Origin of the sequence: Bradyrhizobium canariense (assembly GCF_019402665.1) — a bacterium.
GTDB lineage: Bacteria > Pseudomonadota > Alphaproteobacteria > Rhizobiales > Xanthobacteraceae > Bradyrhizobium > Bradyrhizobium canariense.
This window is the reverse complement of record NZ_VSST01000054.1, coordinates 1-21745: the sequence shown is the minus strand read 5'-3', so window position 1 is coordinate 21745 and position 21745 is coordinate 1. Positions and strand designations below refer to the sequence as shown.

Below are 21745 nucleotides of genomic sequence, written 5' to 3'. Positions count from 1 at the left end.
TAATGGAATCGCTCGTCTAGAACATTGAGAGGGGCGCTGCCGCATTGTGACCAACAAACTAATCACGTTCACCCATCTAAGCCGGTAGTATCACCGCAAAAACTTCGCTGATACTGCTCGATAAGGACAGAGGGGAGCGAATTCTAGATGCATGAATGATCCGCCTTCTGCGAGCCCGTAGCGTTCACTCGCTGCAGTTCAACCGTGATTTACCTGAGAACTGGCTCGTTCGACTGAAACAGGACGTAGTCTTGTAGTTGGTTTTTCACTTTCGTTCGATTGCGAACTCGACCGGTTAAGCGCCCCGTCGCGCCGCCGCACTTCCTGTAACGTCGGAGTCAATAGTCAATGTCAAGAAGAGCTCTCATTCTGCTTGAAGGCGGAATTAATGGCCCGCTTTACGTGCGCGCGGCCCACCGTCTTGGCCTTCATCCTGTCACCCTGTCGGCTGATCCAACTCAGTACGGTTATCTCGCAGCGGGCGGCTGCGAGGCCATACGTGTCGACACAGATAATCTTGATGCGATGATAGGCGAACTTTCTACGTTATCTCCCGCTTCCGAGATTGCTGGTATTACGAGCGCCCGGGAATCCGCCTATGCGGCGGCCGGCAAGCTCTGCCGACATTTCGATCTACCGGGACCGGACCCCACAGCAGTTGAACGGTGTTGCGACAAGTTCGCTCAACGTCAGCGCATCGCAGCGGCGGGCGTCCCCGTACCTGCTTATCGCCTAGCAACGAACGCGGCGGACGTAGCGAGTTCTGCCGCCGAAATCGGGCTGCCTGTGATTGTGAAGCCCGCTGTAGGCATCGGCAGCAACGGTGTCCGATTGTGCCGCGACGCTGATGAGGTAGGCGAGCATACGACTTATCTGTTGAATGGGAGACACATGTGGCGGTCCTCCCCGAGGATACTTGTCGAAGAATTCGCACAAGGTCCTCATTACAGCGTTGAAATAATGGAAAATAAGGTCATTGGCATAGGCGCCGCTGACTTCGGCAGCCCACCTCATTTCATCTGTCGCGAGTACGTCTATTCTGCCGTTATGGCTGAGGACGAACATAGGTGCATGGCCGACGTTTCGCTGAGCTGTTTGCAAGCCCTAGGCCTTGGTTGGGGGCCAACAAATATTGATCTACGTTGGACAAAGATTGGTCCGGTCGTGATTGAAGTCAATCCGCGTCTTGCGGGCACACCGATTCCTCAGCTTGTCAAGCTGGCCTATGGTGTCGATCTTGTGTCGGAGCACATCAAGCTGGTCATCGGCGGGCAATGCGACTTGCGGGGAACTCGTTCCCATGCTGCGAGCGCCCGGATTCTAGTTGCTGATCGCGATGGTACCCTCGATGCCGTAAATGGCGTTAGTCGAGCTGCGGCAGTCCCAGGTGTGGCAGAGGTGGCCTTTTCTATTGAACCCGGGACCCAGATTGTTAGAAATGGCGACTACCGAGACAAAATCGGACATGTCATTGCTGCTTCGCCAAGCGTTGGCGAGACGACGGCCATACTCCAGAACGCTGTAAGCTTCATCGATTGGTCGATCGTACCCTTTCCAACAGTGGGAGCATGAACAACGCTTTCAGCCGGTGAGATCGTAGCGGTCTATTCGCGCATAGAGGCCTTCTCTTGTCGCCCCATTGTGGCACTCGTAGCGCGGATCTAGGCGTCCGGGCTGAGTGCGCCCTTGTCAGGAAGGCCACCACCTTAGATGGTGCCCCCATCGCTTCACTTTCTGACGTGAGCGTTTCCGTTAGAACTCGCTTTTTTGCCATCTCCGCATTGCGTCGCCAGTTCGTTCCGCGCGTCACAACCCAGCAACATTGCTCCGAACAGCGGAGCTCGCCAGCAGGCGCACTAGTACCCACTTTCCCTGGGAAGTGAGTCATGATTCAACGTCGGGATGATACCCGAAGCAAGAGAAGTCCATCTTTCGAAGAAAGATCGCCAAGTGCTTGAGCAACGTTGCCGCTCACCGGTGACGTTGCAGCGCGATTTGAAGCGAGCCCGGATCGTTCTGCTGGCAGCAGCAGGTCGCAGCACCCGATCGATCGCCAAGGAGGTTGGGGTCCAGCCTCGGATTGTCAGCCTTTGGCGGCACCGCTATGCGGATCATGGTCTTGAAGGTCTGCAAAGCAAGCCCCTGCCGGGCAAACAGCCGATCTATACGAAGGCCACTGACAAGCGGATTTTGAAGTTGCTCGATAAGTCGCCCCCCGCTGGGTACGCGCGCTGGACTGGGCCTCTGCTGGCTGGGGAACTTGGCGATGTCGACGTGCAATATGTCTGGCGATTCTTGCGCGGTAACAAGATCGATCTCGTCGCTCGCAAGTCTTGGTGCGAGAGCAGCGACCCGCAGTTTACGGCCAAAGCCGCCGACGTGGTTGGCCTCTATGTCGCCCCACCGAAAAAGGCCTTGTGCTATGCGTGGACGAAAAGCCCTCGATTCAGGCCTTGGAAAGAGCGCAGGGTTATCCGAAACTGCCCAACGGCAGATCCCTGACCGGGCAAAGTCACGACTACAAGCGGCATGGCACGACCACGCTGTTTGCAGCGCTGGAAGTCGCTACCGGGAAGATCCTTGCGACGCATTCGAAGCGACGTCGCCGGGTCGAGTTTCTCGACTTCATGGATCGCGTGACCGCAGCATTTCCGAACCGACAGCTTCACGTCATTCTCGACAACCTCAGCACCCATCAGAGGAACGAGGAATGGCTCGAGGCACATCCCAATGTGAAATTTCATTTCACGCCCACCAGCGCATCCTGGCTCAATCAGGTCGAGGTGTGGTTTTCGATCCTACAGGGGCAGTCGTTGAGCGGCGCCTCGTTCACAAGCCTCAAACAGCTCGAGCAGCACATCGATGCCTACATCAAAGCATGTAACGGCAAGGCTGAGCCATTCGTCTGGACCAAGAAAAAGGTCCGCCAGCGTCCCTTCAAAGGTCGACGTATCACTCAGCTCTGATTCCGGGTACTAGTCTTGGCATTTGTCGCGGTTCGATGTCCAAAAAGTACAAGCATAGTCAGATCGACGATCACCTCGCAAGCTAAACGGCTATTCAGCTCGATCGCGCGGCCTTAAATCGCGTCGCAACAGTGCTTTTATGAGCGGCCTACCAGCCCTAGGGATTGAGCATTTTCTGAAAGTCATGCATCGTCGAGCGGAATCTAGATTAGGCGGCGTTAGTCGAAGGCCCTGTCTATAGGACACTTTTAGTTGGATTAGATGACACAACGTCCGCCGCTCCCGCCGCCCTTTCCTGTCGATGAGTACTGCTCGCGCCTCGCAGCATTGCGTATCATCATGGCCGAACGGCACATTGACCTACTTGTCGTCGACCAGTTCGAACATATGGTCTATTTCAGTGGATACCGGTCCACGGCGGCCACCTACCAAGCTTTACTTATCCCGCTCGATCAACAGCCCGTCGCAGTGATCCGCGCGCTCGATGCACCGATCTTCGCAGAAAAGAGTTGGTTCGCCGACCATGTGGCATATGCCGACAACGAAAATCCGATCAAAGTTGTTACCGAAACGATTAAAGCACGCGGTTTTGGGTCTTCAGTCGTGGGCGTTGAGCGCGACAGCCATTTTCTCACGGTAAACCGGGCATTGGAGATAGAAAGCCTGTTACCTAGTGCCAGGATCGTCGATTTCTCTCGAGTCATGTGGGAGATGCGGCAAGTTAAGTCCCCCCTCGAACTTGCTTGTCTCCAGGTAGCCGCAGAGATCTGTGGCCGCACGGCCGCAGCAGCGTTCGCTGCCGCTGGACCCGGAATCAACGAACGAGAAGTTTTCGTGGCCATGACCAGCGAGGCGTGGCGCAGCGGTGCGGACAACGCGCAAGTTGCCGTGCTGGTCTCTGGACCTCGCTCGGGGGCCTTACATGCAGAGATCGGTGGCCGCACGCTGGCCGACGGAGACATCTTGCATGTGGAACCGGTTCCCTATTTTCGCGGCTACACTTCCCGAATGATGCGTCCGAAGTCGATCGGTACGCCGATCGACGAACAACTTCGGGCCAGCGAAACGATGATCCGGATCCAAGACGAGCAATTCCGCGGCATGAGACCGGGTGCGAACGCAAAGGACGTAGATCGCATTGTGCGCGAAGGAATGTTGGCATCTGGATTGCGAGACAGCTACACGAATATCACCGGCTATACGCTCGGCCTCTCCTGCGCTCCTCGCTACAGTGATTTCACCCGCGTTTTTCTGGCCGATAGCGACTGGCTGCTGGCCGAAAATCAGGTATTCCACATGTACACGTCGGCCCACGGAATGGCCTTTAGCGAAACGATTGTCGTCACGCCTCAGGGAGGAAAGCGCTTAACCCAAATGGAGCGCCGCCTCTCTTTCTGACTTCATCCAGTAAGTGATCTCTTTCCGGCTAGAAGCAATCTTCATAAACGCAACTTCAGAACCGGTTCGCGCTTCCCGATGAAGGGTAGTTGCAGGACGCGGCCTGCTCTCAGGAGAACAATATGGCAAGGTTGGGAATTCTGCGCCTCTCCAACGACGGCATTTATCATGGTCAAAATCCAGACTTCGGCCCTGGAATTGCCGAAGAGAGCCGCTATGGCTCCGCCCCAATATGGGGTCAAGTCCCAGGTGCATGGGCCAGCAGTGTTGTTGCGGGTGATCCTGCCCGTGAGGGAGCGTACGTGAAAGCTGCGCAAGAGCTCGTAAAGAACGGAGCTGACGCAATCACATGTGACTGCGGCTTCACCGTGCGGTACCAGCATGCAATTGCGGCAGCCGTACCGGTACCCGTCTCGACTTCAAGTCTACTTCTGCTCCCTATGCTGCTGCTGAATGTACCGGCGAACAAGAAGGTTGCAGTACTCACTGCCGACTCGCGATGCCTGGATGACGGTATATTCGCTTTGTTGGGCATCAAAGAGCGATCACGTTTGGCAATCGAAGGGCTCGAGGGTACTGCGACCTACTCCTACATGTGGGCGGAGCGCGGCGAGATCGACGTTCAGGCAATTTTGGCCGACACTGACAATATGATTGCCCGTATTCGCAAACACGAGAATATTGGAGCCATTCTATGTGAGTGTACGATTTTTGTGAGAGTCTCGCATCGAATCCGAAGGGCTACGGGACTGCCAGTTTATGACGCAGCAGATAACGCGACGTTCCTTATGAAGGCGGTCGCGTAGGACTGTCGGTGTCATCACTACAGGTTTATCCATCGAATGGGCGCCATCAGGTCGGCCGCGGAAACGGAAACAACACCACGTGGCTCGTGCTGCCGACATGACCCTAGGCGCTTCACGCACAAATGCTCGCGTAGGCGCTGGTGAGCCTGAGATCGAAGGGTCATCGCAGCCGCTATGCGGACGCGGGGGCGATCATCCAGAACCGGCAGCGATGGACCCTGGCGAAGCCGCACCGCGCGGTCGACAGGCTGCCCGTTACAATTCAAGGCAAATATATTTGACCGGCGATACAGATGCAGCGCCGTCCTGCTGCTGCGCTGGGACGCTATGCGTGCCTACTGATCTTCCGAGGCCGTGCATCTCATGAGTGCTGTTCTTCTATTAAGTCTCACTCCGTCAGAAATGGATCGGGCGCCTGCGGCGAGCGATGGGTCGGTCCGTCGGACCTTGAGCTGGACGGCAGGACTGGTTCAATGAACGGGGCGAGAGCGGCGAATAAAGCTGAGTATTCGGCCGAATCAGGCACCTTGAGTCCACTTAGGAACCGAAAGTTTCGTTTGATCTGGTTGTCTAATCAGATTTCGAATCTCGGCTGGCTCGTGCAGACCGTCACTATAAGCTGGTTGATGGCGACCACCTCGGGCTCCGATCTGATGGTCGCGCTGGTTCAGGCCTCTTCGACGTTACCGGCATTCATTCTGTCTCTTTTCGTCGGCGCGATCGCCGACAATTTCAATCGGCGCGGCGTCATGCTGGTTGGCCGTGGCCTCGTCATCTCGGCCTCTGCAACGTTGAGTACACTTCTAGCCTTGGGCCATTTCGACCCGTGGATTATGCTCGGCTTCACATTTCTGATCGGGTGTGGCTCAGCTCTCAACGATCCCGCCTGGCAGGCGTCCATTGGCGACATCCTGCCTCGACGCGATCTTCCAGCAGCAATTACCCTGATCTCAGTAGGCTTCAACACGGTCCGCAGCGTAGGCCCCGCGCTCGGTGGGCTCATCATCGCCTCCTTCGGGCCACTCACTGCCTTCGTCTTGGCCACGGTCGGTTACTTTGCCCCACTATTCGCGATCTTGCTATGCAAATGGGATAGTCGTTCTTCGCCGCTTCCCCGCGAAGCAATGACGACCGCGATCTATGACGGCTTGCGCTTCACAGCGATGTCTTCCGAGATCAAGGTAGTGATCGCTCGCGGCACGCTTTTTGGCCTTGGAGCCAGCTCGATACTCTCGCTGCTCCCTCTCGTCGTTCGCGATCAATTGAAGGGAGGACCGCTCGCCTATGGCATCCTAATGGCGGGCTTTGGGACGGGCGCGTTCTTGTGCGGGGTCTTTAGCAGCACTTTCAGACGAAGGATGTCGCAGGAGCGTCTCCTTAAGCTCGCCTGCATCGCCTGCGCGACCTGCATGATCTCACTATCCTCGACCGATTCACTGGTAGTGGCAGCAGTCTCGCTAGCTTTGGGTGGCGGTGGATGGGTACTTGCTTGGTCAGGACTTGGCGCCAGCGTGCAACTGGCGAGCCCTCGATGGATCCTGGGCCGCACTATTTCACTTTATTCCGCACTGACGAATGGCGGCATCGCAGCCGGCAGCTGGCTTTGGGGTACGGCGGCACAGCACCATTCCCCAAGCTGGGCTATGGGCATATCCGCGCTGGTTTTGTTGCTGGCCGCTGCCGTTGGACTCCTGATGCCCGTCCGCGATCGAAAGGAGTCTGCTCCAGACCCGCTGGGGGAATTCGACGCGCCGGCCGTTGCGCTTGATCTCAAGCCGAGAAGCGGCCCCATAGTCGTCCAAGTCGAATACCGTATAACGGAGGAGAAACTCGACGCTTTTTTGAAGCTTATGCGCGAACGTCGTCGGGTACAATGCCGCGTCGGTGCCCGACATTGGTCACTTCTGCGCAACCTGCAAGAACCTTCGCTTTGGACGGAGACGTTTCGGACGCCGACCTGGACGGACTACCTCCGCTTGAATCACCGCCTGACGCCCGCGGACAAAGAGCTGGATGATCGCGTATTCCAATTGCATGCAGGCCACGGTAAACCACACATGACGCTTGCGATCGAGCGACCCACAGACTCGGCTCGCAAACCCGAGGAAGTGACACCGATCTTGTCTCCCCGCTGATCGGCTTAGCTTCACGATTGGAGCGCTTGCACCAAGGAACGCGGGTCAATCAATGTAATCGCGCAAATGACGAGGCACACTCCGGCGCTCCTGTCGCCGATGTTCACGCCGCCGATTGGCGAACCCGCGATCTCCCGCCGCGGCTGTTCTGGGCACGGATTTCAATTAGAGCTCGCTCGACGTTCATCCGAACCGGACAAAGTTGGACTCTGTTTGCGCGAGATCCAACCTGTCATGTCATGCGGGCCTCGTGCGCTCCCTTGTTCCTTCGCTGAGAGAAAACAGCCGCGTGCTCCGCGCCGAAACGGGGCCCGCTGTACCGACAAATCGTCCTGTATGGCCATCGACTCGACGCGAGTTGCGCACCACCGTCAGCGCGAGATATGTGTTGCCAGAATAATCGATGATAGCGTCCGCTCGACGCCTTCAATAACTCTGATGGTTTCGACCAATCGATCCAGCTCCGCGATGGACGGTGCTGAAATGATCGCAATCAGGTCGAAAGAACCGCTGACTGAATGCAGAGCGGTGACCTCGCGCAGCTTTTCAAGCGCAGACATCACCTGCGCCATCGTTTTCGGGGCAATGGTGACCAGGATGTGCGCGCGGATCAGGCTCGAAGAGTATTCTTCGGACAATCGCACACTGTAGCCGGCGATTACGCCTGCTCTTTCCAACCGCTCCAGCCGAGCCTGCACTGTAGTTCGAGACAAGCGCAGCTGCCCTGCCAATGTCACAACCGGCATACGGGCGTTCTCGCTTAGAAGTGCGAGCAATTCTCTGTCTTTCGCAGTCAAAAGCATGGTCATGAGGCAGAATGCCCAGAAGAGTCGTCAGTCTGCCAAAAACTACGCGCCAAAATGTGCAGTTTATCGCTATTAATCGACCAATCCGCGCCTAAACTCTTCGGATTCGATATGCAAACCGGGGATAAAATCATGAAAGACGTATTGGTCATTGGTGCAGGCAAGATCGGTGGCGCAATCGCGGCGATGCTCGCCGATACAGGCGATTACAAGGTGGCGGTCGTGGACCGAAGCAGCGAGCAGCTGGCCAACATTGACCACCATCCGGCGATTTCCACCGCGCCACTTGACATTACCGACGAAGCGACTCTGCAGGCCGCGCTGAAGGGCAAGTTCGCGGTGCTTTCGGCCGCACCTTTTCATCTCACTGGGAAGATTGCCGAGGCTGCCTTGAAGGGGCAGGTGCACTATCTCGACCTCACCGAGGATGTCGCCTCGACCAGGAAAATCGAGGCTCTAGCACAGAATGCCGAGCGAGCTTTCATCCCCCAATGTGGTCTTGCACCCGGTTTCATTTCCATCGTGGCCAGCGATTTAGCATCGCGCTTTGACAGTCTCGATAGTGTGCGGATGCGCGTTGGCGCGTTGCCGCAATATCCCTCAAATGCGCTTAACTACAACTTGACCTGGAGCACCGACGGTCTGATCAACGAATATATTGAGCCCTGCGACGCCATTGTCGAAGGCAAACAGGTGAGTGTGCCGGCAATGGAAGAGCGCGAAGAGTTTTCGCTGGATGGCGTAACTTATGAAGCCTTCAATACCTCAGGCGGTCTCGGCACGTTGGCAAAGACCCTGGAGGGCAAGGTGCGGACCATGAACTACCGCACTATCCGCTATCCTGGCCATCAGGCCATTATCAAGGCGCTGCTGAATGACTTCAATCTTAAGAATCGCCGCGACGTCCTGAAGGACCTTTTCGAGAATGCATTGCCCGCGACCATGCAGGACGTCATCGTGATCTTCGCGACCGTTTGCGGCTGGCGGGAAGGGCGTTATCTGCAAGAAACTTACGCAAATAAGATCTACGCTGGAATGTTTGCGGGACGAAAAATGAGCGCTATCCAGATCACGACCGCTGCGGGCATTGCCACCATCTTGGACCTACTGGCGCATGGGCGCCTTTCGGCGAAGGGCTTTGTCCGCCAGGAAGAGATCGCATTGGCGGACTTCCTCTCTAACCGTTTCGGTAAGGTTTACGATCCAGACCTCATGCGGATGAGGCAGGCGGGGTGAGGCAAGCCTACCTCGCGGGTGCTTGAGTTGACGTATACTGGCCGTCTTGAAAGCACCGTGATCACGGGAGGGCGGCGGCGATTGTGCCGCGGCCCTCTGGCGCCTGTTCTGGAGATCAGGATGGCCAGTTTCTTCTGCTCGAGTTCAACTATCTCTTACGTAACTTTTCGGACGTCGCCGCTCCCCAGGTCTTACGGCCGGTCGCACTTCGCTTTAGGCCGAGTACCGGCTCAAGAGCCACATCGGGATTGATGAACAAAAGACCGGCAGCTGGTCCTTTGTTAGAGGACCTTACGGCGAACCGGCCGTTATCAGCAATGCATAAGGTGACGTTCGTCGCACGACAAGTTGGTTAGAAACTCTCGCGCTTCTGACCTGTCGTTTTCAAATGCGCCGGAAGAGCGCATCCGCCGCGGTTGCAGTTCTATGGCACAGCTCGGCGACGGACGTCGCTGCGAAGCCCCCGCCGGGCGATCATGCATCGTAGTAGTTCAAGAAACACGTGCGTCGGGCCGAAGCACACTCGTTTGGCTAGCGGAGCGGAATCATTTCTCAAGTTAACCGACTCGCCGCATGCGCTATGCGCCTGCACGCTTCCTCGAGCTCCGGAACTGACGTGGCATAAGAAATCCGGAAATAAGGAGCGAGCCCGAAGGCCGTCCCCGGAACGACCGCCACGCCCACGGTATGCAGGAGATATTCGGCGAAATCAACATCACTGCTGATGCGCTGGCCACTTGGCATTTTCCGACCTATCAGTCCTGCGCAACATGCGAACGTATAGAATGCCCCCTCCGGCATCCGACAGGTGACCCCTTCGATGTTGTTCAAGGCAGATACGACAAAATCACGCCGCGTCTGAAAGGATTTGCAGCGCTCTCTTACGATCTCCATCGGGCCATTGAGAGCTTCGATCGCAGCGGCCTGACTTATCGATGATGGGCACGACGTCGACTGACTCTGGACGACGGACATCGAGCGGATGAGGGCACTCGGACCACCCGCGTAACCGATCCGCCAGCCTGTCATGGCATAGGCCTTGGAGACGCCGTTGATTGTCAAGGTTCGATCGCGAAGAGAAGGCTCGATCGCGGCAGGAGTCACAAACCGGAATTCGTCATAGACAATATGCTCGTAGATGTCGTCCACCATCAACCAGACGTTCGGATGCGCGATCAGCATATCCAAGATGGGCCGGTATTGTGCCTCCGAATAGGCTGAGCCAGATGGGTTGGACGGCGAGTTCAAAATGACCCAGCGCGTGCGGGACGTGATCGCCCGCGCGAGGTCTTCCGCGATCAGCCGAAACCCGTTGACTTCCTCGCCGCGGACGAATACCGGCTTCCCCCCCATGATCCGCACGATATCTGCATAGGTGACCCAATAGGGTGTAGGGATAATCACCTCGTCGCCTGGCTCGAGCGTGGCCATCATGGCATTGAAAAGGATCTGCTTGGCGCCAGCAGATACGGTGATTTCGTCCTGAGCGAACTCCAGGCCGTTGTCGCGCATGAACTTTGCGCGGATCGCGGCCTTGAGCTCAGGCGTACCGTCGAGCGCGGTATACTTCGTCTCGCCGGCCTCTATTGCACGCCTCGCTGCCTCCTTGACGTGGTCCGGCGTGTCGAAATCAGGCTCGCCTGTTCCGAGGACGATTACGTCCCTGCCCTGCCGCTTGAGATCGGCGGCCAAGCTCGTGATTTTAAGGATCTCCGAAACGCCGATCGGGGCCAGGCGACTCGCCGCCTGGAAACGAGATGACACCGTTTGAGCTGAAATATTCACAACTACAACTCCATCTTAGACCAGGTCGAACTTGACGCCTTGGGCGAGTGGCAGTGTTCGGCCGTGATTGATGGTATTGGTTGCACGGCGCATATAGGCTTTCCAGGCATCGGATCCGGACTCGCGCCCGCCGCCGGTCTCCTTCTCGCCGCCGAATGCGCCGCCGATCTCCGCCCCCGAGGGCCCGATATTGATGTTGGCGATGCCGCAATCGGAACCACGCGCCGACAGGAAAATTTCGGCTTCGCGCAGATCATTTGTAAAAAGTGAGGAAGAAAGCCCTTGCGCGACGGCGTTGTGCAGTTCAATCACCGCTTCGAAATTGCTGTACCGCATTACGTAGAGGACAGGCGCGAAGGTTTCGTGTTCAACGGGCCCCGTCTGAGCCGTCATTTCGACGAGAGCTGGCCGGACGTAGTATGCGTTGTTCGCGCCCTCAATGTCTACGCGTTCGCCGCCATGGAGTATTCCGCCTGCCGCTCTCGCCGCTTCGATCGCGGTCTGCATGTTGTGAAATGCAGTACCGTCGATCAGCGGTCCCACGAGCGTGTCGCTCTGCAGTGGATTTCCGACAGTGACCGACGCATAGGCGCGCTGCAAGCACGGGACAAACGAGCTGTAGACGCTCTCATGAACGAAGAGACGTCGCAGCGTCGTACAGCGCTGCCCCGCTGTGCCCATCGCAGCAAAGGCAACACCGCGCAGTGTCAGGTCGAGATCGGCCGTCGGAGCGACGATCGCGGCATTGTTTCCACCGAGTTCCAGAATGGAGCGCGCGAATCGATTTGCAAGCCGCGGTCCAACGGCGCGGCCCATCGCGGTCGAGCCGGTAGCCGATACTAACGCGACCTTAGGATGATCGACGAGAAGTTCGCCGATCTCGCGACCACCAAGCAACACTGCGGAGAGGCCCTCAGGCGCCATCCCGCCCTCCCGCTTGAAACGCTCCAGCGCGCGCTCGAATAGCGCCTCGGTCGCAAGCGCAGTTAATGGCGTCTTCTCTGACGGTTTCCAAACGATGCTGTTGCCACACACGAGCGCCAGCGCCGCGTTCCACGCCCACACTGCGACAGGAAAATTGAAGGCCGAGATGATAGCCGTTGCCCCGAGCGGGTGCCAGGTCTCCATCATCCTATGCTCGCCACGCTCGGTCGCGATCGTCAGGCCATAGAGTTGTCGCGACAGGCCGACAGCGAAGTCGCAGATGTCGATCATCTCCTGGACTTCGCCCAAACCCTCTGAGACAATTTTTCCGACTTCGATTGAAACCAGTTGACCGAGAGCCTCCTTGTTGGCGCGCAACTCCTCCCCGAGCAGTCGGATGAGCTCTCCACGTTTCGGCGCGGGCATCGTTCTCCACGTCCGGAAGGCCGCATGCGCCGCATCGAGCGCCGCCATGACCTCGCTGCGCCCGGATTCCTGAACCTCCGCAATCATTTCGCCCGTAATTGGCGTGCAAACTTTGAGAGCGCCGTCCTTATACCGCTGGCGTCTCACACCTAGCTGCGAAAGCAGCCTATCGACCTCACCGGGGAGATCGAGTTTTTGGACCTGCGCTTGCACTTGCGTTGAAGCCGACATGACGATTTCCCTTGGATCTGGCGCTGATTTTGGTGACTACAGTGATGTGATGACGGACTGCTTGGCTCTATCGCTTGATCGGCTGCATCAGACGACCGCGGTCTCTGGAGACCCAAGCTGAGTCAGTGCAATCTCCAGCGAGACTCGTTCCGCTTGCGCGTAGAGTTCTAGTTCATCGCGAACTGCGGTTCCGAGTACCGCTTCGAAGTGCGCCTGGTTGGATTGCATGTCGTACAGCTTTTTCTCGCTGTTGCCGAGATTCGACTGGAATATTCCGGCTGCGCTGACGGGCAGGAAATCCTCGTACACGATTGGATCAAAACGGAGAAAGCCGCAGGCGATCAGCTCCTCGGCGGTGGAGCGCAGCAGAGTACGCGATCTCGATGCGCGCCCGGCGGTCGTTGCGGCGTATCGAAAGTAGGCGAGCCCACGGCGTCGTAATTCATCCCAGTCATCCGGGAACGATCTGAAGCGCTCGGATAGTTCGCTTTCGTAAGTATTGGCGTTCCGAATTGTTCCCTCGAGCCTGACGTCGCGACGAACAGTTGCAAGCAGCTTATCATAAAGATCCCGTCCCTTCGGCGTCAGCGCGACACCGCGCTGCTCAATTTCGCCGAAACGGGCTGCATGCGTCCCGGGCGCCATCTCACTCGCGCTTTGTTGGAACAGGATCTGCTCCTCCAGCGCCTTGAAGCTTGTCTGCCTCAGGAGGATCGGACAATTGCGGCGTGGAGGTCCCTCGATGACCGCCTTCGGCGCAATGCCGCGTCGAGGCATCGCGGCCTGTACGGCATCGATGTCCAAGGTCCGAGGTGTGAGATGATTGATGTGGGGCCCATTGAAGCTGATGATGTCTGCAATCAGGCGATGCGCTTCGTGCAGCTTTCGATAAGTCGCCAGGTCGACAGTCGCATTTCCGTGCCACCGGAACGTTTGCAGCGCCTCTCGAACGAACTCGTCTGCTTGCACGCGCGTCAGCCCACCCGCGATTTCAAACAAACCGACGAGCTCGAGAGTGCGTGGCGTGAAAATTCGTCGCGCTGCGAGGATCGCCGTAGCCCGGGCCCGCAGCTCAAGATTGTCGATCAGCTCAAGGCGAAGCAGGGACGTAAAGACCCGGAACGGATTACGGCGGAGAGCTTCCTCGGTGATCGGGCGAAACGCCGTGGAGTGAACGGGCACACCGGCCGCTGAAAGATCATAGTAGCCAACGGGGTGCATGCCCATGACCGCGAACAGACGGCGAATGTTGAACAGCTCGTCCGCCGTCCCGAGCCGGATGGCGCCGTGACGTTCGACAGCTAGCCGTTCAATTTCGCCGCAGCGTTCGAGCTCGGCTCGCAACCGCGTGTTGCGGCGCAAGGTCTCGGCATTCACATCGGCGACAAGCTCTAGAAGCGTTCCGTATTGAGGGACCTCCGCGCGATACATGTCGGACATGGCGCGCGAGAAAAGGTCGCGAATGTCGTCGGGATGAACATGCTGTTCGGCCATTCGTAGCCCCTTTCTGCAACTCTGATCCTGCGAGAGATATCATTCCAAGGTCATACCGCACGGACATGAGACTTCGGAGGTTAATCTCGTGTTTTCAATTCGATCAAACGATGTTAACTCAACATCTCATTCTGAATTGGAATGAACATGTATGCACCCCGCCGCTATCTCCCGTCGACGGCCCTGCTGACAGCGTTCGAGGCTGCCGCAAGAAGGGGCAGCATTACTCTGGCGGCACGGGAGTTGAGCCTCACTCAAAGCGCGGTAAGTCGTCAGATCAAGCTCCTCGAGCAGCAGCTCGGGGTCACACTCTTTGCACGTGAACGCCAGACGATCCAATTGACCGCCGCCGGCGACGCCTACGCACAGGAGATCCGCGAAGCACTACGCAAAATCAGCACTGCTTCGTTCAACCTTCGAACCAATCCACGAGGCGGTACACTTAACCTTGCAACTTTGCCGACGTTCGGTACACGGTGGCTCGCGCCGCGACTTGCAAAGTTTCTGAAACAGAATCCCGGCGTTACCATCAATCTTGCGACCCGCCTGACCTATTTCGACTTGCGGACCGAAACACTGGATGCGGCCATCCACTTCGGGCTGCGCGACTGGCCAGGTGTTGAGATGGCGCTGCTGAGATCAGAACTGATTGTGCCCGCCTGCAGCCCCGAGCTAAAGCGCCAGTATGGGTTCCGTATGGCAGGGGACCTCATGAAAGCATCCCTACTTAGCATCTCGACGCGCCCACAAGCGTGGGACAGGTGGTTCTCAACCCAAAACATAGAGAGTGAAGTCGGGCACGTCATGTATTTCGACCAATTTGCCACTGTCGCCCAGGCTGCGATGGTCGGTGTGGGTGTGGCGTTGCTTCCTACCTTTCTCATCGAGGATGAACTGGCGAGCGGCAAACTCGTTCGTGCGGTCGATCTGGCTATCGAGAGTGCCGAGCGGTACTATCTGGTATGGCCACCCGAACGGTCGAACCACCCGCCCCTCGTCGCGTTTCGTGATTGGCTGCTCGCGGAAACTGCCGCGGACAGATGAAGCGTGGCCTGCGAATCTCCATTAGTACAGCGCGCGCAATCCCAAAATGCGATGAAAGAATCTGGTGGCTGCGCTCGAACGTACCAAACAAGGTCTCGGATCTCGCGACGTTCATTCATCACCCCTGCGAATCCCGGACGCGGATCTTTTTGCGAGCTTCTTGAAAAGCAACACGAACAAATTGATGGGCCGAAAGATTGACCTGCCAGCAGGAGCAAAGCGCCTAGCGCATCTCGATACCCATCAAGGGCTGTCCCAGAACCTTTTTCCGCTGCACAATTATCAGTCAGATAAGCCCCGTCCGACGAAATAAGAGTGTTTTCTGTGGGACACGCTGCGTTCGCAAATTTGCCTCAAGAGGAGACTGTGCTTGTGGCACAGGACCGAGCGAGCATGGCCGGTGCCGGCGGTTGGCCCGAGAAGTCCGTCGCTGGGGCCGGAGCGCGCACATGACAGGCGACGACCCGCCCATCTGCCATTGGCACCAGGGCCGGTAGTACTTCGCGGCAACGCTCGATCGCGAGGGGACAGCGCGGGTGAAATGCGCAGCCATGTGGCGGATCGATGGGGCTTGGTACTTCGCCCTCCAACGGCACCTCCAGGCGAACTCTCGTCGGATCAGGGACGGGAGCTGCCGCGAGCAGCGCTTCGGTATAGGGGTGCACTGGATTCGCAAAGAGCGCCTCGCAAGGGGCGAGTTCGACTATCCGCCCCAGATACATGACTGCGACGCGATGGCCGATGTGATGCACGACGCTGAGATCATGAGAGATAAAGACAAAGGCGATATTCATCTGCTGCTGGAGGTCCAGTAGCAGATTGAGGATCTGTGCCTGCACTGAGACGTCAAGCGCCGAGACCGCCTCATCGGCGATGATGAGCGAAGGCTGAAGGGAAAGCGCCCGAGCTATGCCGAGCCGCTGCCGCTGCCCCCCCGACAACTCGGACGGAAGCCTGTGCATCATCTCGGGGGACATTCCTACCTTTCGGAGAAGATCGGCAGCCAGCGCTTGGCGCTGTTTCCTTCTGAGACGTTCGAAATTCTCGACGGGTTCGGTGATGATCTGTTCGGCGGTGAGGCGAGGATTCAGCGACGAATAGGGGTCCTGAAACACCATCTGCATTCGGCGTCTCCATGCCCGAAGCGGTTCCTTCTTGAGGCCAGCAATGTCGGTGCCATCGATCATGACGCGCCCACTTGTCGGTTCTACGATCCGCATCAGAAGTCGCGCAATGGTAGATTTGCCGCAGCCTGACTCGCCGACAACGCAGAGCGTCTCGCCTGCTTCGACAGAAAACGAGACGTCCTCCACCGCCCGCACCACCGGGACGCTCTTTCTCAGGAATCCCGCACCAACAGTATAGTGCTTGGTCAGATTCTCGACTTTCAGCAGAGGACCCGTCATGCGCCCACCACCTCTTCGGAACGCCAGCAAGCCGCGGCATGGTCCGGTCCAACATCACGCAAGGACGGCGTCTTCTCGTGGCAAATGCTTATCGCGTACGGGCAGCGAGGCGCGAAGCTGCAGCCGGCAATGGGCTCGCGGAGACTTGGTACAATCCCAGGAATTTCTGGAAGGCGGCGTTGTCGGCCGCGGCGAGGATCAGGCGCCGAACGCATCAGTCCTTGGGTATAGGGATGCGTGGGGCGCGCAAACAGATCTCTTACGGTCGCCTGCTCTACGATCCTACCAGCATACATTACAACCGCGCGTTGGCATGTCTCGGCTACGACGCCCAGATCATGGGTGATGAGCATCACTGCCGTTCCCATGCGCTGTTTCAGTTCAAGAATCAGCCGCAGGATCTGCGCTTGGATGGTCACGTCAAGCGCCGTCGTTGGTTCGTCGGCAATCAATAGTTCTGGTGTACAGGCGAGCGCCATGGCGATCATGACGCGCTGACGCATGCCGCCCGACATCTCGTATGGATAGTTGTTGACGCGACGTTCTGGATCCGCGATACGGACGAGGCGGAGCATCTCTTGCGCCCTTGCCATAGCTTCGGATCGCGACGCCTTCGTGTGGATTTGCACCGCCTCGGCGATCTGGTCCCCGACGGTGTGAACAGGATTCAAGCTTGTCATTGGCTCCTGAAAGATCATGGCGATCCTGTCGCCGCGGATCAGCCGCATCTCCGGTTCCGAAAGCTTCAGGAGATCGCGTCCACGAAAGCGGATCTCGCCGCCGACAGTCTTGGCACTCAGCTTCGGCAAGAGGCGTAGAATGGACAGGGCAGTGACGCTCTTGCCGCATCCAGACTCGCCAACAACGCCCAGCGTTTCGCCACTCCTTATCTGAAAGCTGATCCCGCCCAGGGCGGGCACGACGCCATCCTCGCCATAAAAATGCGTCTCGAGATCAAGAACATCGAGAAGGACGTCGTCGCCCCCGGCATTTCGTGATTGCATCTCAACCCCTCCGCTTTGAACGGGGATCAAACAGATCGCGCAGACCATCCCCGAGCAGGTTTACGGCAAGGATCGTCAGAGCAAGGCAGATGCCGGGTGCGAAGACCGTGAGTGGGGCGGTCGCAAGATATATGCGAGAACTTGAGATCATGTTGCCCCAACTGGGAATTTCAGGCGATACACCTGCGCCTAGGAAGCTCAGCCCGGCCTCGACCAGAATCGCACTCGCGCACACGTTGGCACTCTGAACCATGAGTGGCGGAATAGTACTCGGGAGAATGTGGCGCCAAAGCACCTTGGGCAGGCGCGCACCGCCGCAGAGCGCGGCCTCCACGTAAGGGCGCTCGCGAACGCTCAAAACAACTGAACGTACGAGGCGAGCGACACTGGGGATCTGGGGGATTGTTATCGCTACGATAAGGATGCCGACGCCGCCGCGTGTCAGGGAAACGAGGGCAATGGCCAGCAGGATCGTCGGAATGGACATCAGTCCGTCCATGATCCGCATGATGATGTTGTCTAAACGCCGGTTGTAGCCGGAGATGATGCCGATCAGAAGCCCTGCAAGAGCCGCAGTGGCGGTGGAGATCAATCCTACCATCAGAGAGATCTGGGCGCCGAAGACCGTTCGCGCAAAGACGTCACGGCCCAGATTATCGCACCCAAACCAAAATTCGGAAGTAGGTGGCTGAAGGCGCTTGAACGGGTCCACATTCAGCGGGTCGCCAGCGTAGAGCGGCGCGGCGAGCGCCAGAAGGATCAGCAGCAGCACGAAGCCGCCGCTTGCAAAGACAAGTGGATGGCGCTTCGCGAGGCGAGGAAGCTTGATTGTTCGCAATACACTTATCGGTACGGCCTCAGTGGGAGCGGAGACGAGTGTCATTTCAATACCGGATACGTGGGTCGATCAGCGTGTAGGAAAGATCGACGACGAGGTTGATCATGACATACAATCCCGAAGCGAGGATTAGCACGCCCTGAATGACGGGGTAGTCGCGATTATTAATCGCATCGACTGTCAAACGACCGACGCCAGGTATGTTGAACACTGTTTCGGTAATGACGACACCAGAGATCAGATATGCGAAACCAAGGCCGATCACCGTCAGGATCGGAACACCCGCGTTCTTCAGCGCGTGGTGGAAAAGCATGGAAAATGAGGACGCCCCCTTTGCGGCCGCCGTTCTCATATAATCCTCAGCTAGAACCTCGAGCATGCTCGCCCGCGTGATTCGGGCGATGAGAGCGATATACCCGAGGCCCAGAGTGACGGTAGGCAGGATAAGGTGCGCGAACCAAGTAGCGAGACCGTGTTCGACAGGCTCATAACCCTGAACTGGCAGCCAGTGCTTGCTGATGGCGAAGCAATATATGAGAAGATAGCCAACGACAAAAACCGGAACGGAAAAGGCCAGCGCCGCGAAGGCTGAGAGGGCTCGATCCACCAGGGCGCCAGCTCGCCACGCTGCAAGCGTCCCGAACGCAATTCCTGTCGCACTCGAAAATATGATCGTTAGAACCGAAAGCGAAATGGTCGGCTCCAGCCGCTGCAACACGAGCTGAAGGACTGGTCGCCCGGTAAAGATCGACGTCCCAAAATTGCCACTGAGGATACTCTTTGCCCAAAGCACGAACTGAATGGGCAGCGGATCGCCGAGGCCCAGCTGTTGGCGAATACCTGCGATCAGTTCTGGCGGAGCCGAGTCACCGGCGATTACCGCTGCCGGATCGCCAGGCGACAGCCTTAGAAGCAGAAAGATGAAAACACCGACCATCACCATTACGGTGATGGCCGAGACGAACCTTCGAATGATATAGGCAACCACTAACTCAGGCTTTCTGCACGTTCCACATCGGGACGTACCATGGCGTTTGAATGAAGCCAGTAACCGTCTTGCGGTGTACACTCGGGGAGAAGAATTGACCTAACTGAACACACCCAGCAAAGTCCCACCATAGTGTCTGCATCTTGCGCGCCAGCGCCATGTGCTCCTCCGCAGAGTCGACATCAGCCCATTTGGCTCGAAGAGCCTCATAATCGTCGTTTTTCGGCCACCCGAACCAGGCCTTGTCGCCATTTGCGGCCATGGCGATTGTGCCGACCGGGTTGTTGGTTGAAATCCCGGAATCCCAGGTCATAAAGATACTCCAGCCGCCGTCCTCCACGGGATCCTTTTTTGCGCGGCGGGCAACAAGCCCGCCCCAGTCGCTCGGCGCTAGCTCGGCGTTAATGCCAATCTTCCGTAGCGTGGCCGCTAGAAGCTGCGCGGCATTGTGGATTATCGGAATGTTTGCCGGATCCAGAATGATGACCTTCTCGCCGGAATATCCGGCCTCTTTGAAAAGGAGCTTGGCCTTTTCCGGATCACCGCCCTTTTTGAACCAGCCTGTGTTTTCGTCGTTCGACCACGGCATTCCATTTCCAAAAAGCGAAGTCACCGTGCTCCAGTACTTTGGATCAGGAACAACTGTTCGCATGAATGCCTCCTGATCAATCAGGTGAAGCATTGCCTGTCGCGCCTTCACGTTATTGAAGGGCTTCTGCAAGCAGTTCATGCGCAGATAGACGATGTTGCCCGTCTTATCCAATACTTGGGCAACGATGTTGGGATCACCATTGATCGCTGGCAGCAAGTCGAGAGATACGGTCTGCAGGAAATCAACCTCGTTCGCTTGCAAAGCACCGAATGCGGTCTGCTCATCTGGAATATTGTTCCAGACAACCCGGTCTACCTTCACGACCTTTCCGCCAGCCAATCCGTCGACCGGCTCGCTGCGTGGGATGTATTTGTCGTTGCGGTCGTAGGTGACGCTAGCCCCTGGCTTGGTAAGCGCCTCATTGAACCTGAACGGGCCGGACCCGACATTCGAAGTCACCTGCTCAGTTGCCGGGCGACTTGCATCCTTCTCCCGCATCATAGCCAAATAGGTGCCCGAGCGTGACAGCACGTTAATAAGAATTCCAAAGGGCTCCTGGAGCGTGATTGTGAAGGTCTTGTCGTCCTTTTTCGAAATGTCCTTGACCCGCGACATCATCAGGCGCCCGGCGGAATCCACCTGGGCCCAGCGGCGGATTGAAGCTACGCAGTCCGCCGCAGTAACCGGAGTGCCATCGTGCCAGCCCAAACCATCGCGAAGCTCGAACGTATAGATCTTCTTATCGTCGGAAACGCCCCATTTGCTCACCATCTGGGGCTGCGGCCGGAAATTCGAATCATACCCGAAGAGCGAGTCGTAGATCGCCAGACCGTGGTTACCGGTAGCGCCAGTCGACGAATAGATCGGATCGTAGACGCGGAGCTCACTGACCATCACCATGCGGAGCGTGCGCACATCGGACGGCGCGGCCTGCGCCCGCAGAATCGACGGGAACGGTACAGACGCCCCAGCGGCCAAACCCACCCTCATGAGATCTCGTCTAGAGATTGCCATATTCCACTCCCCTTCCATTTGAAGCTAATCGCGACTGAACTGCCAATCAGGGGGAAGCTAAAGGATGAGCTCGCAGCTGGAATGCTTTCCGATTGGCCGCCACTTCGCGCAACTGGCGATGACGATCAGATCCCGGTTGGCAACTATCAAATCCTCCCCCTTCTATCTCCCCAATGAAGTTCTTCTTCATAGAGTCTTAGTCAGCCTGCATCGCGATTTTGCTGCGTTTCTGCACCGCCGCTGTAGAACTTCATACCATTGCGTGCCTATCGCGCCGAAATTCTGCATGAACTGTAAATTTCGCCCATCGATCTATTGTGCTGAGCCGATGACCAGCTGCGATGCGGCGTCCGTCTAGTTTCACGCCCTCAGCCCATATTGACGCGAGAGCCGCCTCGATACCAACTTTCGCACTCGTGAGTTCAGACTGGCGTGCCTGAAGCAGACGAGGGAGCCGACGATCGCTTGTAGGCGCGCCACTCCGCCGAGAACGGGGCCTCCTTGCTCGTTCGTTGCTGCTGGAGAAAGCGATGCTTCGAGTCATTGCACTCAATGAAACGCATGGCTTTCGGCTGGTCTGAGGACGGCACGAACCCCAAGCCGCGCGCGCCACTTTTGCGATGAACTTAATGCGTCGTCCGTTAAGAAGCCG

The 21745-nt window shown here is 57.5% G+C and carries 15 protein-coding genes and 1 pseudogene; 7 read left to right on the top strand and 9 right to left on the bottom strand.

The window, feature by feature from the left end:
* Positions 1 to 348: 348 nt before the first annotated feature.
* The 5 genes and pseudogenes from FXB41_RS27535 (at position 349) to FXB41_RS27515 (ending at position 7305) form a co-directional block, all read left to right on the top strand.
* Positions 349 to 1572 carry an ATP-grasp domain-containing protein gene (locus FXB41_RS27535; RefSeq protein WP_219683971.1) on the top strand — a complete coding sequence of 408 codons (1224 nt, stop codon included), beginning with the start codon at positions 349 to 351 and terminating at the stop codon, positions 1570 to 1572.
* Between the two features lie 330 nt (positions 1573 to 1902).
* Positions 1903 to 2966: pseudogene (locus FXB41_RS27530) on the top strand (IS630 family transposase).
* Between the two features lie 261 nt (positions 2967 to 3227).
* On the top strand, positions 3228 to 4364 hold the full coding sequence (locus FXB41_RS27525; protein ID WP_219683970.1) for a M24 family metallopeptidase: 1137 nt from the start codon (positions 3228 to 3230) through the stop codon (positions 4362 to 4364).
* A gap of 122 nt (positions 4365 to 4486) precedes the next feature.
* On the top strand, positions 4487 to 5170 hold the full coding sequence (locus tag FXB41_RS27520) for an aspartate/glutamate racemase family protein (RefSeq protein WP_219683969.1): 684 nt from the start codon (positions 4487 to 4489) through the stop codon (positions 5168 to 5170).
* 473 nt (positions 5171 to 5643) lie between these two features.
* Positions 5644 to 7305 (top strand): MFS transporter, encoded by a 1662-nt coding sequence (locus FXB41_RS27515; RefSeq protein WP_219683968.1) that lies wholly within the window; start codon positions 5644 to 5646, stop codon positions 7303 to 7305.
* A 371-nt stretch (positions 7306 to 7676) separates the two neighbouring features.
* Here the strand turns inward: FXB41_RS27515 and FXB41_RS27510 are convergent, their stop codons facing one another.
* The gene (locus tag FXB41_RS27510) at positions 7677 to 8108 is read right to left on the bottom strand and encodes an Lrp/AsnC family transcriptional regulator (RefSeq protein ID WP_219683973.1); all 432 of its coding nucleotides are present in this window, start codon (positions 8106 to 8108) and stop codon (positions 7677 to 7679) included.
* Positions 8109 to 8243: 135 nt separating this feature from the next.
* Between FXB41_RS27510 and FXB41_RS27505 the strand changes: the two genes are divergently transcribed.
* Positions 8244 to 9347: a saccharopine dehydrogenase family protein gene (locus FXB41_RS27505; RefSeq protein ID WP_219683967.1), complete on the top strand. Its 1104-nt coding sequence runs from the start codon at positions 8244 to 8246 to the stop codon at positions 9345 to 9347.
* Between the two features lie 552 nt (positions 9348 to 9899).
* Here the strand turns inward: FXB41_RS27505 and FXB41_RS27500 are convergent.
* The 3 genes from FXB41_RS27500 to hglS all read right to left on the bottom strand — a co-directional run bounded on the left by FXB41_RS27500 (position 9900) and on the right by hglS (position 14207).
* Positions 9900 to 11132: a pyridoxal phosphate-dependent aminotransferase gene (locus tag FXB41_RS27500; RefSeq protein ID WP_219683966.1), complete on the bottom strand. Its 1233-nt coding sequence runs from the start codon at positions 11130 to 11132 to the stop codon at positions 9900 to 9902.
* Between the two features lie 15 nt (positions 11133 to 11147).
* Complete coding sequence (gene amaB / locus FXB41_RS27495) at positions 11148 to 12713, bottom strand: L-piperidine-6-carboxylate dehydrogenase (RefSeq protein WP_219683965.1); 1566 nt, start codon at positions 12711 to 12713, stop codon at positions 11148 to 11150.
* 87 nt (positions 12714 to 12800) lie between these two features.
* The gene (hglS, locus tag FXB41_RS27490; RefSeq protein WP_219683964.1) at positions 12801 to 14207 is read right to left on the bottom strand and encodes a 2-oxoadipate dioxygenase/decarboxylase HglS; all 1407 of its coding nucleotides are present in this window, start codon (positions 14205 to 14207) and stop codon (positions 12801 to 12803) included.
* Between the two features lie 141 nt (positions 14208 to 14348).
* Between hglS and FXB41_RS27485 the strand changes: the two genes are divergently transcribed.
* The gene (locus FXB41_RS27485; RefSeq protein ID WP_376707514.1) at positions 14349 to 15251 is read left to right on the top strand and encodes a LysR family transcriptional regulator; all 903 of its coding nucleotides are present in this window, start codon (positions 14349 to 14351) and stop codon (positions 15249 to 15251) included.
* Between the two features lie 353 nt (positions 15252 to 15604).
* On the opposite strand, the gene FXB41_RS27480 is transcribed toward FXB41_RS27485, so the two are convergent.
* Genes FXB41_RS27480 through FXB41_RS27460 form a run of 5 tightly spaced genes read right to left on the bottom strand, consistent with a single transcriptional unit; the run spans position 15605 to position 21093 of the window.
* A complete protein-coding gene (locus FXB41_RS27480) occupies positions 15605 to 16657 on the bottom strand; it encodes an ABC transporter ATP-binding protein (RefSeq protein WP_219683963.1) in 1053 nt (350 codons plus the stop codon).
* The gene (locus FXB41_RS27475) at positions 16654 to 17661 is read right to left on the bottom strand and encodes an ABC transporter ATP-binding protein (protein WP_219683962.1); all 1008 of its coding nucleotides are present in this window, start codon (positions 17659 to 17661) and stop codon (positions 16654 to 16656) included. Before FXB41_RS27475 ends, FXB41_RS27480 begins: the two co-directional genes overlap by 4 nt.
* Position 17662: 1 nt before the next feature.
* Positions 17663 to 18544, bottom strand: coding sequence for an ABC transporter permease (locus FXB41_RS27470; protein WP_219683961.1), 882 nt, complete (start codon positions 18542 to 18544; stop codon positions 17663 to 17665).
* A gap of 1 nt (position 18545) precedes the next feature.
* Positions 18546 to 19487: an ABC transporter permease gene (locus FXB41_RS27465; RefSeq protein WP_219683960.1), complete on the bottom strand. Its 942-nt coding sequence runs from the start codon at positions 19485 to 19487 to the stop codon at positions 18546 to 18548.
* A gap of 4 nt (positions 19488 to 19491) precedes the next feature.
* Complete coding sequence (locus tag FXB41_RS27460; RefSeq protein ID WP_219683959.1) at positions 19492 to 21093, bottom strand: ABC transporter substrate-binding protein; 1602 nt, start codon at positions 21091 to 21093, stop codon at positions 19492 to 19494.
* Positions 21094 to 21745 lie beyond the last annotated feature (652 nt).

Bases quoted from the DNA above. Each gene is read 5' to 3' on its own strand.
- FXB41_RS27535 (WP_219683971.1), top strand. From the start codon at position 349: ATGTCAAGAAGAGCTCTCATTCTGCTTGAAGGCGGAATTAATGGCCCG.
- FXB41_RS27525 (WP_219683970.1), top strand. From the start codon at position 3,228: ATGACACAACGTCCGCCGCTCCCGCCGCCCTTTCCTGTCGATGAGTAC.
- FXB41_RS27520 (WP_219683969.1), top strand. From the start codon at position 4,487: ATGGCAAGGTTGGGAATTCTGCGCCTCTCCAACGACGGCATTTATCAT.
- FXB41_RS27515 (WP_219683968.1), top strand. From the start codon at position 5,644: ATGAACGGGGCGAGAGCGGCGAATAAAGCTGAGTATTCGGCCGAATCA.
- FXB41_RS27510 (WP_219683973.1), bottom strand. From the start codon at position 8,108: ATGCTTTTGACTGCGAAAGACAGAGAATTGCTCGCACTTCTAAGCGAG.
- FXB41_RS27505 (WP_219683967.1), top strand. From the start codon at position 8,244: ATGAAAGACGTATTGGTCATTGGTGCAGGCAAGATCGGTGGCGCAATC.
- amaB (WP_219683965.1), bottom strand. From the start codon at position 12,713: ATGTCGGCTTCAACGCAAGTGCAAGCGCAGGTCCAAAAACTCGATCTC.
- hglS (WP_219683964.1), bottom strand. From the start codon at position 14,207: ATGGCCGAACAGCATGTTCATCCCGACGACATTCGCGACCTTTTCTCG.
- FXB41_RS27485 (WP_376707514.1), top strand. From the start codon at position 14,349: ATGAACATGTATGCACCCCGCCGCTATCTCCCGTCGACGGCCCTGCTG.
- FXB41_RS27480 (WP_219683963.1), bottom strand. From the start codon at position 16,657: ATGACGGGTCCTCTGCTGAAAGTCGAGAATCTGACCAAGCACTATACT.
- FXB41_RS27475 (WP_219683962.1), bottom strand. From the start codon at position 17,661: ATGCAATCACGAAATGCCGGGGGCGACGACGTCCTTCTCGATGTTCTT.
- FXB41_RS27470 (WP_219683961.1), bottom strand. From the start codon at position 18,544: ATGACACTCGTCTCCGCTCCCACTGAGGCCGTACCGATAAGTGTATTG.
- FXB41_RS27460 (WP_219683959.1), bottom strand. From the start codon at position 21,093: ATGGCAATCTCTAGACGAGATCTCATGAGGGTGGGTTTGGCCGCTGGG.